Source organism: Acuticoccus sediminis, assembly GCF_003258595.1.
Lineage (GTDB): Bacteria > Pseudomonadota > Alphaproteobacteria > Rhizobiales > Amorphaceae > Acuticoccus > Acuticoccus sediminis.
This window is the reverse complement of record NZ_QHHQ01000003.1, coordinates 775,530-792,215: the sequence shown is the minus strand read 5'-3', so window position 1 is coordinate 792,215 and position 16,686 is coordinate 775,530. Positions and strand designations below refer to the sequence as shown.

General features: G+C 65.6%; 9 protein-coding genes. 5 read left to right on the top strand and 4 right to left on the bottom strand.

Annotated elements, in window-relative coordinates; translation table 11 throughout:
* Window positions 1-88: 88 nt before the first annotated feature.
* The gene (locus DLJ53_RS17820; protein WP_111347642.1) at window positions 89-355 is read right to left on the bottom strand and encodes a hypothetical protein; all 267 of its coding nucleotides are present in this window, start codon (window positions 353-355) and stop codon (window positions 89-91) included.
* A 2,169-nt stretch (window positions 356-2,524) separates the two neighbouring features.
* On the opposite strand from DLJ53_RS17820, the gene DLJ53_RS17815 reads away from it, so the two are divergent.
* A complete protein-coding gene (locus tag DLJ53_RS17815) occupies window positions 2,525-3,991 on the top strand; it encodes a DUF1254 domain-containing protein (protein WP_111347640.1) in 1,467 nt (488 codons plus the stop codon).
* An 853-nt stretch (window positions 3,992-4,844) separates the two neighbouring features.
* On the opposite strand, the gene DLJ53_RS17810 is transcribed toward DLJ53_RS17815, so the two are convergent.
* On the bottom strand, window positions 4,845-5,759 hold the full coding sequence (locus DLJ53_RS17810) for a calcium-binding protein (RefSeq protein ID WP_146620002.1): 915 nt from the start codon (window positions 5,757-5,759) through the stop codon (window positions 4,845-4,847).
* Between the two features lie 604 nt (window positions 5,760-6,363).
* Between DLJ53_RS17810 and DLJ53_RS17805 the strand changes: the two genes are divergently transcribed.
* Window positions 6,364-6,819 (top strand): GNAT family N-acetyltransferase, encoded by a 456-nt coding sequence (locus tag DLJ53_RS17805; protein ID WP_226577783.1) that lies wholly within the window; start codon window positions 6,364-6,366, stop codon window positions 6,817-6,819.
* 111 nt (window positions 6,820-6,930) lie between these two features.
* On the opposite strand, the gene DLJ53_RS17800 is transcribed toward DLJ53_RS17805, so the two are convergent.
* Both DLJ53_RS17800 and DLJ53_RS17795 read right to left on the bottom strand, forming a co-directional pair.
* Complete coding sequence (locus DLJ53_RS17800; protein ID WP_211100620.1) at window positions 6,931-8,580, bottom strand: arylsulfatase; 1,650 nt, start codon at window positions 8,578-8,580, stop codon at window positions 6,931-6,933.
* A gap of 128 nt (window positions 8,581-8,708) precedes the next feature.
* Window positions 8,709-8,942, bottom strand: coding sequence for a hypothetical protein (locus tag DLJ53_RS17795; protein ID WP_111347635.1), 234 nt, complete (start codon window positions 8,940-8,942; stop codon window positions 8,709-8,711).
* 383 nt (window positions 8,943-9,325) lie between these two features.
* Here DLJ53_RS17795 and DLJ53_RS17790 point away from each other — a divergent pair, with 383 nt between their 5' ends.
* The 3 genes from DLJ53_RS17790 to DLJ53_RS17780 all read left to right on the top strand — a co-directional run bounded on the left by DLJ53_RS17790 (window position 9,326) and on the right by DLJ53_RS17780 (window position 16,632).
* Window positions 9,326-11,077: a tetratricopeptide repeat protein gene (locus DLJ53_RS17790; protein WP_111347633.1), complete on the top strand. Its 1,752-nt coding sequence runs from the start codon at window positions 9,326-9,328 to the stop codon at window positions 11,075-11,077.
* Window positions 11,078-11,716: 639 nt separating this feature from the next.
* Window positions 11,717-12,955, top strand: coding sequence for a GGDEF domain-containing protein (locus DLJ53_RS17785; RefSeq protein WP_111347632.1), 1,239 nt, complete (start codon window positions 11,717-11,719; stop codon window positions 12,953-12,955).
* Window positions 12,956-13,263: 308 nt separating this feature from the next.
* Entirely contained in the window at window positions 13,264-16,632 is a 3,369-nt protein-coding gene (locus DLJ53_RS17780) for a calcium-binding protein (protein ID WP_111347630.1), read from the top strand.
* Window positions 16,633-16,686 lie beyond the last annotated feature (54 nt).

Sequence of the window (16,686 nt, the reverse complement as noted above, 5' to 3'; positions counted from 1 at the left end):
TCAATGCTGCTTGTCTGCAGCAAGTGGTCCCGGCAACGAATTACCCCTAGCAACAAGGTGCAGGGGAACTCATGCGGCTTCGATTTCGCTAGATATCTTCATGTGCGGCATACCACTCGTCGCGGCTCGCCCCTAGATGAAAAAGCGCCACTCCGGTGATGGTGCGGCTGATGTTCTCCAGCTCGTCCTGGATCTCTCTCATCGAAAGCGGCTTGGCTCCGGACCTCTTGTCCTCATCCGAGAGCGGATCGAGATCGAATCTAAGCGACACGGCCCGCATGTCCGCGCGCGCCAACTCCTGCAAAATTTCAGCAAGCGCTTCACCCTCAATCGGCCGCTTCGATTTGTTCTTCATGTCGCGTCCATGTCGCGTGGAGCCGCCGGGACTGCCGAGAAACACCAGGAAATCAGTGGAATTCAGTTGCAACATGAAATCGGCAGAGGGGTCATCCCACGTGATTGAATCTGTTGGTGTCCCCAACGGGGCTCGAACCTTCCAGCCCGAGACTAGGAAGCACGTGCCTCTTCCTGCTGAGCTACGAGGTTACGACACAGTAATACAGGTCGGCAGTTTGTGCGATGGCCGATGCCTCGTCCACCGAACGCCGAAGTTAAGTCGTTGGTGGGGGAGCAGGTGACACCGCCCGACCTTGGGCATCTGCTCCCATCGCATCTGTCGCTGGATTTACGGCTACTAGGATTAGTACGTCCTCGGCCGCGAACCGCGATGGAAAGCAGCCATAATGCATCGCTTGGGCAAATTGTGGAGTAAGATCAACGTTTCAGAAAAACGCCAGGCTGATCAGTGCGCAATGGTGTCCCTCTCGACCGGGATGAGGCGCGGCAGAATCAGAAGTGAGGAGGGGCATAGAAAAGCCGGCTACCACGGGGCAGTGGTAGCCGGAAGGACGGGGTTGATCGACTTGATTATTAGTTAACAATACGCTGGAAGGGGCGCGGCGGCAACCCTCTGTGGGGCACGTTAGTCCAGGCAGGTTGCTACAATAATTTCAGTGATTTGCAGCGGAGCCAGAAAGTTGCAAGGCAGGCATTCAGTCCCGCGGTAGTTTCAACGGGCCAACAAAAAACCGGCTACCGGTGGTCAGCGGTAGCCGAAGGATCAACGCAAAATCACGATCGCATCAATATTCATACCCCGCAAATTTCAATGTGGCAATGCCTCGTCTGAGGGCCGGGGGTCATAAATACGAACGCGACGGCGGGCGAGACCACCCGGCGTGGCGCCATCTTGCTGTGCATCGGCATATGTGCGGATCATGAAGATCCGATACAACGCAAACACAGCTTACCGACGCTGCGCTTCGTTTGTTGGATCCCACGGCCGTCACCGAGTTAACGGACTGGTTGGCATGCTAGTCGATTGACCCATTCCAAGAGGCCGTATTGGGATTCCGCTGGCGAGCGGCTCATGCGAAGGAGGCGGGTGCGAACAGGCATCTCCTTACGGTCTCGGCAACGCGGCGACGGGCAATAGCAAGGCCAGCGTCTGGCGATGGAAGGGGCGGTCCGCCGCGGACGGGGTCGAGGGTCTCGGAGAAGTCCCGGCCGCCGGGCAAGGTACCGGCGGCCCTCGACAAGGTGGCCGAGGTGGTGCGGATGACCCACGAGGCAATGCGGATCCCGCAGGGAGCGGGCCGGCGGTCGAGGCGCAAGGACGCCAGGAACCAAGCCTCCAGAGTCCGGAAGATAGCCGATAGCACAAACGGAGATGCGCTATCGACCGCATTGGCGCGCTGGGCGGATTACTGCGTTTTCGCTGGGGCCGCCGCGCCTTCTTCCGGCTCATTGCCGGGTAGCGGCTTCGTATCCATAGCGCTCTCAGGTGTCACTTTATCGGCAGCGCCCTCTTCTGGATTGTCGCCTGGAAGTGGCTTAGTGTCCGTCGCGCTCTCGGGAGTTACAGGGGCAGCGGCGCCCTCTTGCGGAGTAGCTTGTGCGATAGTGATTGGGTTGGCGACCCGATCGGCGGCAGCCGCGCTCGGCATGTGGCCCGCTAATACTGCGAAAGCGAGCACTGCACTGCTTAGAGAGTGATACGAAAGCATTGTTTCCTCGTTCATTGTTCGTGTTTGCCGACATTTTTGATTGGGGTCGGGCAACACATCGTACAATCGGTTGCTCTGAGGCGCGACTCCAAATTGACCCCTTGATTAAAGCTCGGAAATGACATGCCTTAACAGGCACTTAGCGGTCATTTCTGCTCCAATTCCAATATTTGACTGCCGACGTTCTCTCTCATCGAACATTAACCGTGAGAGGCGCTGTGTCCGAAAAGCACACTTTTGCTAGGGCGTGTACCCATACATGCCGATGTCCGCACTTCAGCGCATGCGGGACCTAGATCCGACCAAGGCGCTTGTTCGAGATGCGGGCAAAGCGGACTTTACCGTGACATGGTTTCGACGAATAATCCGTGGGCCCACTCCAGGCCTTGCCAAAGTCTACGTTCGGGTTAGCCGAGCGCTTGGCATGAAGACAAACCGATAAGAAATTCGGAGAACTTATGGCGAACATCGTATTCTTGTCTCGAAGGCTGGGTGTCTTGGCGCTCCTGGCCCTGGTCTCGCTTTCGGCGAGCCCTCTGCGCGCGCAGGACGTGACTGCGGAGGAGGCGGCCTCCAACGCGCAGGACGCCTATCTCTATTTTTACCCCCTGATCACGATGGACGTGACGCGAAAGCAGATGACCAACGTGCCAAAGCCCGACGGTTATGCCGCGCCGACCAATCATTTCGGCAATGTCCTTGCCTATCCTTCGGCGGACAACAAGGTCGTCGTACGGCTCAACTTCGATACCCTGTATTCGAGCGCGTGGCTTGATCTGACCGAGGTGCCTGTCGTCATCAGCGTCCCCGATACCGGTGGCCGCTACTACCTACTGCCGATCCTCGACATGTGGACGGACGTCTTCTCCTCCACCGGCTGGCGTACCACCGGAACCGATGCGCAGACCCTTCTGGTCGCGCCGCAGACATGGCGGCCGGAGCTCCGGAGCGGCTTCGATTCGATTGGCCTGCCGGCGGACACGATCCGCGTCGACGCGCCGACGCCGCACGCGTGGGTGATCGGCCGCATCAAGACCGATGGCGAGGCGGACTACGCTGCCGTCAACAAGATCCAGGAGGGCCTCGAGATCGTGCCTCTCTCAGCCTGGGGGGACCCGGCGGCGGAGCCCGCGGATGCTCCCGTCGACTCCTCCATCGACATGAAGACGCCGGCTAAGCAGCAGGTCGACACCATGAAGGCGGACGCCTACTTCAGCTATGCGGCCGAGTTGATGAAGACTAATCCGCCGCATCTGATCGACGCACCGCTTCTGCAGCGTCTCGAGCGGATCGGTTTCATCGTGGGCGAAAGCTACGACGTTTCCGCGCAGAGCGACGTCGTGCAGAAGGCGGTGAGCGAGGCGCCGGCCAGGGCGCAGTCGCTGATGCAGTACATGCTGCCTCGGCTGGCGACGACGGCGAACGGCTGGTCGATCAACACCGACACGATGGGCGTCTACGGCGTCTACTACCTGAAGCGCGCCATCGTCACGCAGCAGGGTCTCGGTGCCAACCGCGTGGCGGATGCGGTCTATCCGCTGAACCTCGTTGATGCCGACGGACAACCGCTGAACGGGGCGCATAAGTACCGGATCCACTTCGAGAAGGGTGAGTTGCCGCCTGCCAATGCCTTCTGGTCGGTCACGTTGTACGATGCGGAAGGTTATCAGGTCGCGAACAGCCTGAACCGGTTCGCGGTCAGCAGCTACATGCCGTTCAAGACGAACTCGGACGGGTCGCTCGAGCTATATATCCAGAATGAGAGCCCCGCAAAGGAGTGGGAGGCAAACTGGCTGCCGGCGCCGACCGGCGCGTTCAACCTGACGATGCGCCTCTACGCGCCGAAGTCGGATGTGCTCACGGGCCGATGGGTGCCACCGGCGGTCAAAAAAGCAACGTCGACTCCAGGAATGGTCACACAGTAGTTGGCCAGTCCATTGACTGGCATATGATTGAACCGGACCTTTAGTTCAATCGACTCCGGCGCAGGTATGGCGCTGTCAGCTTGCCGCAGGTCGCGGCAAGCTGGTTTTTCGTGGAGCACCTGGCAATGGTTCTTCAACCGGATCTAGCACCGCCGGCGGATCATGGCCCGCTGGAATTGCCCCGGTTTCGCGGACACACTTGCCCTAGGCCGGCTTCCTCTACCGCGCCGTGGATCTCGACGCCTTCTCGCGCCGGATCGTCCACTGATCGAAGGGCTCGATCTCACGACCAAGCTCGTTCTTGACGCGCCCCGCAGACCCGCGGCCGCTCCATCTCCAGAAATCGACCCTCAGCCTGCCCCGCGTATCGATCGGCAGGAGTGAGGCCAGGCTCTCGAAGGTCGCCCAGCGTCGCGATGGTGCGAGGCGTGTTCATGACTGCCGCCGTAGCAGCGTCCGCGCGGTGTCATTCATCATGGACAGACCGAAAGACTGCCGCGTCCGAAACGGCGGGACCCTGGCCATGGAGAGGCTCTCCGGTTCGCAACACGCGACGTTGTGATCACAGTTTGCGGAATTCCCTCTGGTGCAATTGAACCAGACCAGGAGCACAAGGCGCGAACATGTGCCCAGAATGGCCTCAAAACGGAATGACCTGCACGCAGAAAATCAATACGTTACGATACGGCCCCTCCGTTCACACCGGAAAGGTCACTGGTTCAATCCCAGTCGCGCCCACCATACTTCCCACAACTTCCCTGCGACTGTCGGAATTCATCCGGATCGGTGCGCCATTCGCCCCGAACTCCGGACGGTCGGGGTTGTTGGCACGCCGTGTGCGGTGGGTCGGTCTTCAGTTGACGAAAATGAAGTCGCCGCTGGTCAGCTCCGACGTGTCGAAGCCGACCACGACCGCGATTACGTCGCCGTTGACCGAGATGTCGCTGCCGTCGAAGTCGAGCTGATAGTAGTGCGACACCCCGCTGACGATGAAGCTGTCGCTGTCATGTTCGAACCCCTTGATCCGAGACTGACCGTCCGCGGTTGACAGGACGAAGATGTCGCCACCGTCGCCACCGACCATGACGTCGCGTCCCCGCCCGCCGTCGAGGATGTCGAGACCATTGCCGCCGAACAGGAAGTCGTCGCCGCCTTCGCCGCGCAGCGTGTCGTTGCCGTCCTCGCCGACAAGGGAATCGCGCCCGCCGCCGCCATATTGCGAGTCTGCCGCGGCTCCGCCGTAGATCGTGTCGTTGTTCTGCTCGCCGTTGAGGGTGTCCTTCCCGTCGCCGCCATGGAGCACGTCGTGGCCCGCGCCGCCGAGGAGGCTGTCGTTGCCGCTCTCGCCGGCCACCGTGTCGTTATCGCGCCCGGCGTCGACGTGGTCGCCGCCCGCACCGGCGAGGATGTAGTCGTCGCCGACCCCGCCTTCGATGCTGTCCGCCCCGTCGCCTCCGCGAATGGTGTCGTTGCCGGCCTGCCCGTCGAGGAGGTCGTTCGCCCCGAGCCCGGAGATCGTGTCGTTGCCGGTCCCGCCGGTAAGGTCGTCCGGCCCGTTCGTGCCGATCAGCTTCTGGGGCTGCGTATCCCGCGAGTGATTGACAGTCTTCGCGGTCGTGTCGAACGCGGTGACATCGCTCAATGCGACGGCCGGCGCCGTACGGTACCAGTAATTGACCCGCATCAACGCGTCATCGTCGGTCGCGGTCAGCAGAGTGTCCAATGTATCGGTGGGGAATAGTGTCGGATTGTCGATCGTGTCGGGCACTGTGATACCTTGTCGTCAAAATTGTGGCATAATCCGTAGCATATTCATGAATTCCAGAATTCAAACTTATGAGAGAGAGTTGTTGCGATAATGCAATTCGAACCGCTCTGATCCATCCTGGATCGCCCGGTGCGGATCTGGGGATCTGATAAGCTGCGCGAAATCAGATGGAATCAGCTGTTTGACGGATCCAGCACGCTCCTGACCGATGCGGATATATAATAGTTGATATCCTGCGGTCCCTGCTTCGAAACATGCTCTGCTGCAATCGAACGCAAGACGCCGGGACGGCTCGCGAACATCTGTACGGCGCGAGTCGCTGGTGCCCGGGGTTGCCTGCCGCCGGTCGCCTCGGTGGTCCGGGCGTCGTGCCCGGTAGTCCCGTAAGCGGTAAAGCGCCGGAACCCGCGCCCTCGACCCGCCGCCGGCACGCGCGCCCCGCACCGTACGCCGCCGGCTGGCGCGCCGGCGCACCGGCCTTTCCACATATCGGACCGGATCGGTGATGTTCTTCGCGGTCGCCTGTTGCGAAGGCCGGGCGTCCCGTGCGAGGCGCGGCGCACACACGCCAAAGCCAAAAAGCCCCAACGCACGAGGCCCCGACGTGACGCTGTCCCTTCGTCCCAACGATCCCCTCGACCTCGAGCCGCTGTCGTCGCTCCTGACCGACGCGGCCGATCTCTCGCTCGTCAATCCGAGCGCGAAGCACCCGTTCGATCCGCTGGAGTGGATGGAGAAGTGGCTCGCCGAGCCCGACGACGCTTCCTTCTACGTGCTGGACGAGGCGGGCCAGGAGGTCGGCTTCTTCGCGCTGCGCGTCGGGGTCGGCCCCGAGGTGCGCCATCTCACCTACGTCTACATCGCGCCGGAGATGCGCGGCGGCGCCGGACACGCGGTCACCGCGATGGCCGAGGACATGGCGCGCCGGCTGGGCGCCCGCTCCCTGAGCCTGAAGGTGGAGACGGACAACGCCCCGGCGCTGAGCGTCTACCAGAGCGCCGGCTACGAGGAGCTGTCGCGGCGCTCCGGCATGGCCACGATGCGCCGCGACCTCGACTGAGAGCCCAACCTCTAGGGGGGCCCCGTGACACTCTCCGGCCGGCGCCCCCGAAATGACGAGACCGGGCCCCGCGGGGCCCGGTCGGTGTTGCCGTGACGGGCGTGGGCCCGATCAGTTGCCGCTCGGCATGCCGATCGAGATGCCGTCCTTGTTGAGCTGCTCGCGCGCCCACTGGAACCGCTCGTACTGCGTCAGCGTGAGCGGACCCGAGTAGCCCTCGCTCTGCAGCTTGCGGGGCGGATACTCGACGTAGGTCTTCATCTTCTTGCTCACCGCGTCGTTGACGGCGGGGAGGGACCACGTGCTCTCGGTGAACGTCGTCATGAAGACGTCGTAGCGCTCCTGCGGATCCTGCAGCAGGTCGAACACCTGCGGGACCGTCGCGACATAGCTTTCCGCGCCCTTCCAGCCGAGGTTGGTGTCGACCGACAGGCCGCCGGTCATCGCACCGTCGTCGCCGCGCAGGTTGAAGGCATACTTGAACTTGCCGACCCGCACCGCGCCGGGGCTGAGCTCGTCCTCGGTAAAGTAGAACCACTCGTGGCGGTTGGGCGCCCCTTCGCCGGTCCAGACCGGGATCATGTCGAGGCTGTCGAAGATGATCGGCGCGCCCTCGCGGTCGGTCTTCGGAAGATCCGTCCCAGCGACCGCGGCGAAGGTCGCCATCAGGTCGAGGCCGCCGACGATCTCGTCGCTCTTCGAGCCGGGAGCGACCTTGCCGGGCCAGCGGACCATCGACGGAACGCGGCTGCCGCCCTCACGCACCGTGCCCTTGGTGCCGCGGAACGGCGTGTAGCCGGCGTCGGGATAGACGTCCTGCCAGGCCCCGTTGTCGACGGTGAAGAAGACGACGGTGTTGTCCGCGAGGCCGAGCTCGTCGAGCTTGCTCAGCACATTGCCGACCCGCGTGTCGAGCTCGACGACCGAGTCCGCGTACTTCGACTTCGAGATCGACTTGCCCTCGAACTCCGGCGCGGGGAGGTTCGGCTGGTGGTTCTTCATGAAGTTGACGTTGATGAAGAACGGCGTGTCCGGCGTCTTGGCGGCGTCCTCGAGGAACTCGACGGCCGCGGCCTCGACGTACTTGTCGAGGAAGGGGATGCCGACGACGCCCTGGTCCGGCGTGTCGACGTACTCGCCGTTGACCTTGAAGTCTTCCTTCACCTCACCGCCGGCGGTGCCGGAGAGGGCGCCCTTGGTCACCTTCTGGAACATCTCCCGCAGCTCCGGGCTCATCCCGGCGTGCCACTTCGGATCGGTGTAGGTGTAGGCGTTGAGGTGGTAGAGGAAGGCGTACTTCATGACGTCATAGCCCTGCGCGTTCGGCAGCGCATAGTCCGACTCGCCGAGGTGCCACTTGCCGGTGAAGTAGGTCTTGTAGCCGGCCTCCTTCAGGACGGAGCCGAGCGTCCATTCCGCATGGGGCAGGCCGCCGCCCTGGCCCTGGAACGCCACCGTCGTCATGCCCGACCGGTTCGGGATGCGGCCGGTCTGGATGGCGGCGCGGCCCGGCGTGCAGCTCGGCTGGCCGTAGAAATTCGTGAAGAACATCCCCTCCGAGGCGAGCTTGTCGAAGTTCGGCGTCGGCATGCCGCGCGCCGCACCGCCGAGGTAGGGACCGAGGTCACCCCAGCCGGTGTCGTCGGAGACGATCAGCAGGATGTTCGGCTTGGACGGGGTTGCGGCCGGCGTCGTCGCCTGCGCCAGCGCGGGGACGGCGCCGAGCGACGTGGCGCCGAGCGCCAGCATCGCCATGCGCATTCTGCCAACCCAGGGATTGGGCTGCCCCGGTCTGCGGGTGTCGGTCATACTTTCCTCCTTGCAGGGTAGTTCGCCGTCTGCCGGTACACGGCAACGGCGCCCGGTGCGGTCCATGGGTGTTCGAACGGTCAGACGGGTCCGAGGTGCGAGCGGATTTCGGACTCGAGCTCGGCGAGGAAGTGCAGGTACTCTGCCGCCCTCAGCTCTCCGCCGGGCACTCTTTCCCAGTGCCGTCGCGCCGCAGCCGCCTCCTCGTAGTCCGCGCAGACCGCGCGAAAATCGGGGTCGTGGCTGCAGCGCCGGTGAAGCTCGAATTCGAACTCGGGCAATCGTGCGACGATGGACGAGATCCTATCGGGCATGTTTCCATTCCCCTCCCGGGACCCAGACGGACGCTACATTCAGGCACCCAAAAGACAGCGGTCGTGCGGGAGTGTGGCACCGTCGCGCGCGCCGCACGCAGTACGAACATGTTCGTACCCCCCGCAGCGCGGGGTATGACTCGGGTGTGCGATTACTCTTGGGAGTATTTCGCTGGATGGTATAGGATGCCGACCTAGCGGGCGGCATGGCTCGCCGGCTGAGCAAGACCAGGGTGGCCATGCGGACCGTTTCCAGCGCAATACGACCGGCCGGGGACCGTTCCCCGCCGTCCGAGGGCGATGTTCGGGACGCTCTCGCGCGACTGCTTTCGAGCCCGCATTTCGATACCAGCGATCGCCGCCGCGCCTTCCTCCAATATGTCGTGGAGGAGACGCTGGAGGGGCGGACCGAACGCCTCAAGGGCTATGGAATCGCCGTCTCGGTGTTCGGCCGCGACGAAACCTTCGACAACAGCGCCGACCCGGTGGTGCGCCTGGAGGCCCGCCGCCTCCGACGCGACCTCGACAGCTACTACGTGGATGCCGGGCGCTCCGACCCGCTGCGCATCTCGATCCCGAAGGGCGGCTACGTTCCGACCTTCGAGTGGCAGGCGGGGGCCGCGCGCCCGGATCCCGTGCCGGTGGCGGTCGAGCCGGAGCCCGAGGGGGAGCCCCAGCCGGACGAGGCGTCCGCCGCCGCGCCGCGGGCCGACGAGGTTGACGAGCCGGACACCCCGCCGGAGGTGCCGCCCGAGGCGCCTCTACCGGTCCGGCGCAGGGACGGGGGCCGGCGCTACCCGGTCGCCATCATGGCCGGCGCGGTCGCCGCGTCCCTGATCGGCCTGTGTGTTCTCGCCGTGCTGACGGTTGCCGTCTGGTCGCTGTGGCAGGAGACGGCGCGGACCGAGGCGAGCGCCGGGGTCGGCGAGCCGGCGGTGGTCGTCCTTCCGTTCCGTTCGCTCGGAGGCGCACAGGACGGGCCGTTCCTCGCCGCTGGGATCAGCCAGGAGCTGATCGATCACCTGATGCGCTTCCCGAGCCTGCGGGTCTACATGCGGCCGGTCAGCGTCGACGTCGACGGCGGCCACGGCGCCCTCGTCCAGGCGGGGCGCGACCTCGGGGTGGCGTACGTCATCAGCGGCACCGTCGGTGTCGAGGGCGAGACGGCGCGCATCGGGGTGCAGCTCTACGATGCGCGGACCGGTCAGGTCATCTGGTCCGCGAGCTACGATCGCCCGCTGGTCCCCGCCGCGCTGATGGACCTGCAGCGCGACCTCGCCGGCGAGATCGCCAGCGTCCTCGCGCAGCCCTACGGCGTCGTCAGCCGCGACGTCGGGAACCGGCTGGCGGCCACGCAGTTCGACGCCAGCATGGCGAGCTATGTCTGCGTCCTGCGGGCGTACATCTATCGCCGCAGCTTCTCGAACAAGGCATTCCCGCCGGTCTTCTCGTGCCTCCAGGCCGCGGTGCAGCGCGATCCCGACTACCCGGATGCCCTTGCCATGCTGGGCTGGCTCTACCTCGATGCCGGCCGGTTCGAGTTCCTGAAGGGTCTGCCGCAGGCCGAGGCCTACGAGAGGGCGTACACGGCGGCCTCGAAGGCGGTCGCGCTCGACCCGCACAACGTCCTCGCGCTCAAGGCGCTCGGCTCGATCAACCACTACATGGGCCGGTACGCGGAAGGGGAGCGGCTGTCGCGCGAGGCGGTCGCGCTCAATCCCTCGGACCCGGACGCGCTGGCTCAGCTGGGATGGCGGCTCGCCGTGCGCGGGCGGTTCGACGAGGGCATTCCGCTGCTGGAGCGCGCGATCGCGCGAAGCGTCGATCCGCCGGTCTGGTACAACCACCTCATCTCGATCGATCACTTCATGAACGGGCGCTACCAGGAAATGCTGGAGATCTCGCAGGGCTCCGTGGCGGATGGGATCGGGATCAGCGAGGCGCTCGTCGCCATCGCCGCGGGTGAACTCGGCGAGCCGGACATCGCCCGCGAGGCGCTCGCCAAGATGGCCGGATACGGCCCGCTCATACGCGACCCCGCGGCCTACTTCCGCCGCCACGGTGCGACCGACGAGATCGTCGAAGCGCTGACCGCCGGTCTGGAGCAGGCCCGGCGTGTCGCTGCCGGCAGTTGAGCGCCGCCCGCCCCGGCAATTTTTGCACATGGTAAACCAACCCGGCCGCCGTCGCCGGGATCGGTTGCAAGCATGGCGTGCGTGCCGTGCGGCCGGCCGCCGGTCGCGCCTTCCAGGGGACCGAATCGGGTCGAGGGAGCGGCGTTCCGGAGGCGATACCCGGGCCGGGAGGCTCCTGCCCACCGGTGCGCCACCCGACGGTTGCCGTTATGCGCTGACATTTCTGCCGAATTCGGCGAGCTGGTCATGTTTTAGGCAGTAGCTAGGCAGGAAAGTCGAGCGTTCCATCGGCCCGCCGCAACGACAGGGTGGGCGAGATCACGCCCCGACGTGCCGTCGATCACCGCGCGTTCCGTGGGGCGGTTCTACGGTGGCAAGTAGAATTGGACGGCATTGAAAAACATTTGCAACCATACTGTCCCGTAAAGGTTGCGCTCCCCATTTTGTGAATTGCTTGAATGCTCAAACTAGATCCCGGGGGCGGAGGCGGTTATAGACAATTCGATGCGCACAGACGGCGCCAAGATATTATGATCAGGTGGCTTTGAGTTATGGCGTGTTTCTGTCCCGAAGCGCGGAACGCTCGCCTTGCTGAGACTCCCGGCCTACTGAACGGTCCGGACGGGAGGTAGGGTCGGAATGGCGACCGACGCAGCGTTCGCGATTGCACAGGGCGCACTGTACTACGGTGTAATGCTGACCCTGTTCCGCTGCCGCGACGTGTTCGGCGTCGGGACCTTCTGCTGTGCCCTCTGCGCCCTGACCTTCGTCGAGACCTACCTCGCCGCGACGGTGTACGTGGGCGTCGCGGACATCATGTACACGCCCGGCTCGGTCATCCTGTTCGCCGGCAAGCTCCCGCTGCTGCTGCTCGTCTATATCCGGGAGGACGCCGAGACGGTCCGCCAGCCGATCTACGGGCTGTTCTTCGGCAACCTTCTGATCGTCGGCCTTCTGCTGCTGATCGGTCAGCAGACCGCCGCGCCGATGCTCGGGGGCGAGAAGACGGTCCAGATCGTCGTCGACTCGGCGTCCCTCACGGTCTGGGGCACGTTCCTGCTCTTCGTCGACTGCATCGCGGTCATCCTCCTGTACGAGAGGCTGTCGCGGATCGCCCACATGCCGCTGTTCGTGCGGGTGTGGCTGTCCACCGTCGTCATCCTGGCCGCCGACCATGTCCTCTTCTTCGCCGCGCTGCACATCTTCTTCGACGTGCCGGTCAGTGCCGGGTACGGCGGGTTCGTCGGCAAGATGGCCGCGGCGTTCTTCTACAGCACCCTGATCTCGCTCTATCTGCACTTCGCCGAGCGGGCCGGTGCCACCTTCGGCGGCTCGATCGCGGATGTCTTCGACGTCCTGACCTACCGCCAGCGCTACGAGGCCCTGCACGTGGAGAGCCTCCTCGACGTGCTGACCGGGGTCCGCAACCGCCGCGCGCTGACGCGCGAGGGCGAGCGGTACGTCGACGAGGCGCTCGCCAAGAAGTCCCACCTCGGGCTGCTCGCGGTCGACCTCGACAATTTCAAGTCCGTCAACGACAGGCACGGCCACATGGCCGGGGACGAGGCGCTGTGCTTCCTGGCCGACCTGATGAGGGGCACGGTCCGCAGCACCGACCAGATCTACCGCATCGGCGGGGACGAGTTCCTCATCGTCCTGCCGAACTGCGATCCGCCCTCGGCCTCCAGCATCGCCGCGAAGCTCCGCGACCTCACGAGGAACACGCGGATGGCGCGTCCGCCCTATTCGGTGTCGGCCAGCATCGGCTGGGCGGACCTCGGGACCGACGGCGCCTCGCTCGGCGAGCTCATCACCGCCGCCGACCGCCGCCTCTACGAGGCGAAGGCCAACCGCAGCATGATCCCGGTCACCAGCTGATCACAGCGGTATCGGCGGGGGCGCCGGCCGACATCAGCAATATTCGGCTGACTGCTTTTGCGTGATCGGGTCGATGCGCTGGCAATATATCTGCTATTTCCCCATCGCTTTCTTTAATTGCCCGTCATCTGTGGTGTCCCATTGGTCAAATCATCCTGACCGATGATATAGCCAATTGACACAAACTGTGGTCGCGCCGTCTAAAAGATCATCACCGAAAGGTTGCCGCTGCGGCACGTTCGGTGCGGGCGGGGAGGCGAGCGGGCAGGCCGCCGGCCGCGGCCGAGGGGACGGGCGAAGGAACGAGAATGGACGAGAGCGACGACCAGACCGCCACGCTGGGTGACGACGTCATCGTCCTGGGCGACGCGCCCGACACCGTCCAGGCCGAAGCCGGCAACGACACGGTGATCGGCGGCGCCAGTGCCGACCTCATCGAAGGCGACGCGGGCGACGACTTCCTGACCGACGCCGACGGCCGCGACCCGGCCGATCCGCAGTACAACACGGCAGCCGACACCGTCCTCGGCGGCTTCGGCGACGATACCATCCAGAGCTTCGGCGGGCCTGACTCGCTGGACGGCGGGGCGGGCGGTGCCGATCTCCTGTTCCTCGACCGCAGGCTCGACGCGGCGCGGCTGCAGATGACATCCGTCGGCTTCTCCGACGCGGCGCAGCCTTATTCCAACGTGGACTTTGCCGACGGGACCGAGATCCGCAACTTCTCGGCCGTCGTCCTCCATGGAACGCGCTTCGGCGACCTCATCGGCCTCGGAGCGTCGACGGACACCATCTTCGGCGGTGACGGCAACGACACGATCTTCGGCGGCGACAGCAGCGACGTCGTCAACGGCGAGGCGGGCAACGACAGGCTCGCCGCGACGCCGATGAGCTACGACCAGCTCACCGAGCAGCCCACCGGCGACACCACGCTCGACGGCGGGGAGGGCAACGACACGCTGATCGGTGCCGGCGGCGACGACTACCTCGTCGGCGGCGCGGGCAACGACTACCTGACGGAGGACGGCGGCGCGCTCGGCCTCTTCGGCAGCGACTACCTGTTCGGCGGCGACGGCGACGACTTCATGGAAACCAGCCGCGGCGCCGACACGCTCGACGGCGGCCCGGGCGTCGACAACGTCTTCTTCACCCGCAAGGGCGAGCAGGGCGGGCACCAGTCGGGCTGGACGAACCCCGCCATCAGCGGCGGTGCCGTCGTCGACGGCGCCAACGTCGTCTACCAGTTCAGCGACGGCAGCGTCATCCGCAACGTGGAGTCGGTGCGCTTCGTGCTGACCACGCAGGGCGACAGCTTCCTCGGCAGCCGGCTCGCCGAGGAGATCTCCGGCGATGCGCGCAACGACACTCTCTCCGGTGCGGGCGGGGACGACACGATCGACGGCGGCACGGGCGCCGACAGCATCGACGGCGGCAGCGACCACGACAGCCTGACCGGCGGCGATGCGAACGACACGCTCCTCGGCGGTTCGGGCAACGACAGGATCGACGGCGGCGGGGACGACGACCTGCTCGTCGGCGGGTCCGGCAACGACACCCTCGTCGGCGGCGAGGGGTCGGACACCGTGAGCTTCGCCGCGCAGACCCGCGCGTTCCGCGCCGACCTCGGCGCGGCGACGCTGACGGTGGACGGCGTCGACACCTTCAGCGGGATCGAGAACCTCGAAGGCGGGCAGGGCAACGACACGCTGGTCGGCGACGCCATCGGCAACATCCTCGCCGGTCTCGCCGGCGCGGACGTCCTGAAGGGCCTCGCCGGGGACGACACCCTCGACGGCGGCACCGGCCTCGACACGCTGATCGGCGGGGCGGGCGACGACCGCTACATCGTCGACGCCAGTGTCGACACCATCCTCGAGGAGGCGGGCGAGGGGACCGACACCGTCGTCTCCAGCACCGGCTTCACGCTGGGCGACAACCTCGAGCGCCTCATCCTCACCGGGACGGCCCGGCTCGCGACCGGCAACGACGGGAAGAACTCCCTCTTCGGCAACGACCTCGACAATACGCTGTCAGGGCTCGGCGGGACGGACTACCTCTACGGCCAGGAGGGCGACGATACCCTCGACGGCGGTGCCGGCCGTGACGTCATGACGGGCGGTGAGGGCGACGACACCTACCTCGTCAACCGCTCCGACGACGTGATCAGCGAGGAGAGCGGCGAAGGAAGCGACAGGGTCGTCTCCTCCGCCGCCGACTACACGCTGGCGAGCTGGGTCGAGCGGCTGGAACTGACCGACATCGCCAGCAACGGCACCGGCAACGAGCTCGGCAACATCATCGTCGGCAACCGCTACGCCAACAGCCTCGCGGGTGGCGCGGGCGCCGATTCCATCATCGGCGCGGCCGGCGCGGACACCCTCGACGGCGGCGCCGATGCCGACACCATGCGCGGCGGCACGGGCGACGACATGTACATCGTCGGGATCCCCGCCGACGTCGTGCGCGAGGAGGTGGACGAGGGGTTCGACACCGTCCTCACCTACGTCTCCAACGCCCACCTTGCCGACAACGTCGAGAAGGTGATCCTCGGTGCCGGGACAAACGCCAGCCACGGCAACGACCTCGACAACGTCATCGTCGGCAACGACCTCGATAACTACCTGCGCGGCGAGGGCGGCGCGGACGAGATCGAGGGCGGCAACGGCGACGACACCATGGTCGGCGGCGCGGGCAGTGACACGCTGGACGGCGGCTCCGGCGCGGACTCGATGGTCGGCGGGACCGGTGACGACACCTACGTCGTCGGCCTCGCGGGCGACGTGGTCGACGAGAAGGCCGGCGAGGGCACCGACACCGTCGTCACCTACATCGACGGATATGCGCTCGCCTCGACCCTCGAGCGGCTGGTTCTCGGTGGACGCACCGCGTCCGGGAGCGGCAACGGCGGCGACAACACGCTGGAAGGCAACGCGGCGGACAATGCGCTCGCAGCCGGTGGCGGCAACGACACCCTCGTCGGCGGCGACGGCGACGACACGATGAACGGCGGAACCGGCCGGGACGTGATGCGCGGCGGCGGCGGCAACGATCTCTATCTCGTCGACAGCAACGACGATGCGGTGTCCGAGAACGCCGGGGAGGGGACCGACACGGTGGTCGCCACCGTCGCCAACCACCACCTCGCCGACAATGTGGAGCGCCTGATCCTCGGCGCGGGCGTGAACTCCGGCTACGGCAACGCGGCCGGCAACGTCATCACCGGCAACGGGCTCGACAATTATGTCCGCGGCGAGGGGGGCAACGACGCGCTGACCACCGGTGGCGGCGCCGATACGCTCGTCGGCGGCGACGGGAACGACACGCTGACGGGCGGCTCCGGCCAGGACACCTTCTCGCTCGGCGCGGGCCGCGACCTCGTGATGTTCGGCCCCGGCGATACCGGCGTCGGCGCGGCGCGGCGCGACATCGTGCTCGACTTCGTGCACGGCGTGGACCGCCTCGACCTCTCGGCCATCGACGCCGACAGCGCCGAGCCCGGGAACCAGACGTTCGTCTTCGCCGGACGCGGCGGGTCGCTCGCGGCCGGCGAGCTCGGTTTCACGACGTCCGGAGACAGCACGATCGTCAGTGCCAACACCGACGGGGACCCCGCACCCGAACTCCAGATCGAGCTGAACGGGATCCTATCGCTCGCCGCATCGGACTTCATCCTGTAGCCGTCCGGCTGCCGTCACTCGGGGCAACGAGCCGCCGGTACGCCGGTTCCACAC

Excerpts from the sequence above, each read along its gene's own strand:
- DLJ53_RS17820 (WP_111347642.1), bottom strand. The coding sequence starts at position 355 with ATGAAGAACAAATCGAAGCGGCCGATTGAGGGTGAAGCGCTTGCTGAA.
- DLJ53_RS17815 (WP_111347640.1), top strand. The coding sequence starts at position 2,525 with ATGGCGAACATCGTATTCTTGTCTCGAAGGCTGGGTGTCTTGGCGCTC.
- DLJ53_RS17800 (WP_211100620.1), bottom strand. The coding sequence starts at position 8,580 with ATGCGCATGGCGATGCTGGCGCTCGGCGCCACGTCGCTCGGCGCCGTC.
- DLJ53_RS17795 (WP_111347635.1), bottom strand. The coding sequence starts at position 8,942 with ATGCCCGATAGGATCTCGTCCATCGTCGCACGATTGCCCGAGTTCGAA.
- DLJ53_RS17785 (WP_111347632.1), top strand. The coding sequence starts at position 11,717 with ATGGCGACCGACGCAGCGTTCGCGATTGCACAGGGCGCACTGTACTAC.
- DLJ53_RS17780 (WP_111347630.1), top strand. The coding sequence starts at position 13,264 with ATGGACGAGAGCGACGACCAGACCGCCACGCTGGGTGACGACGTCATC.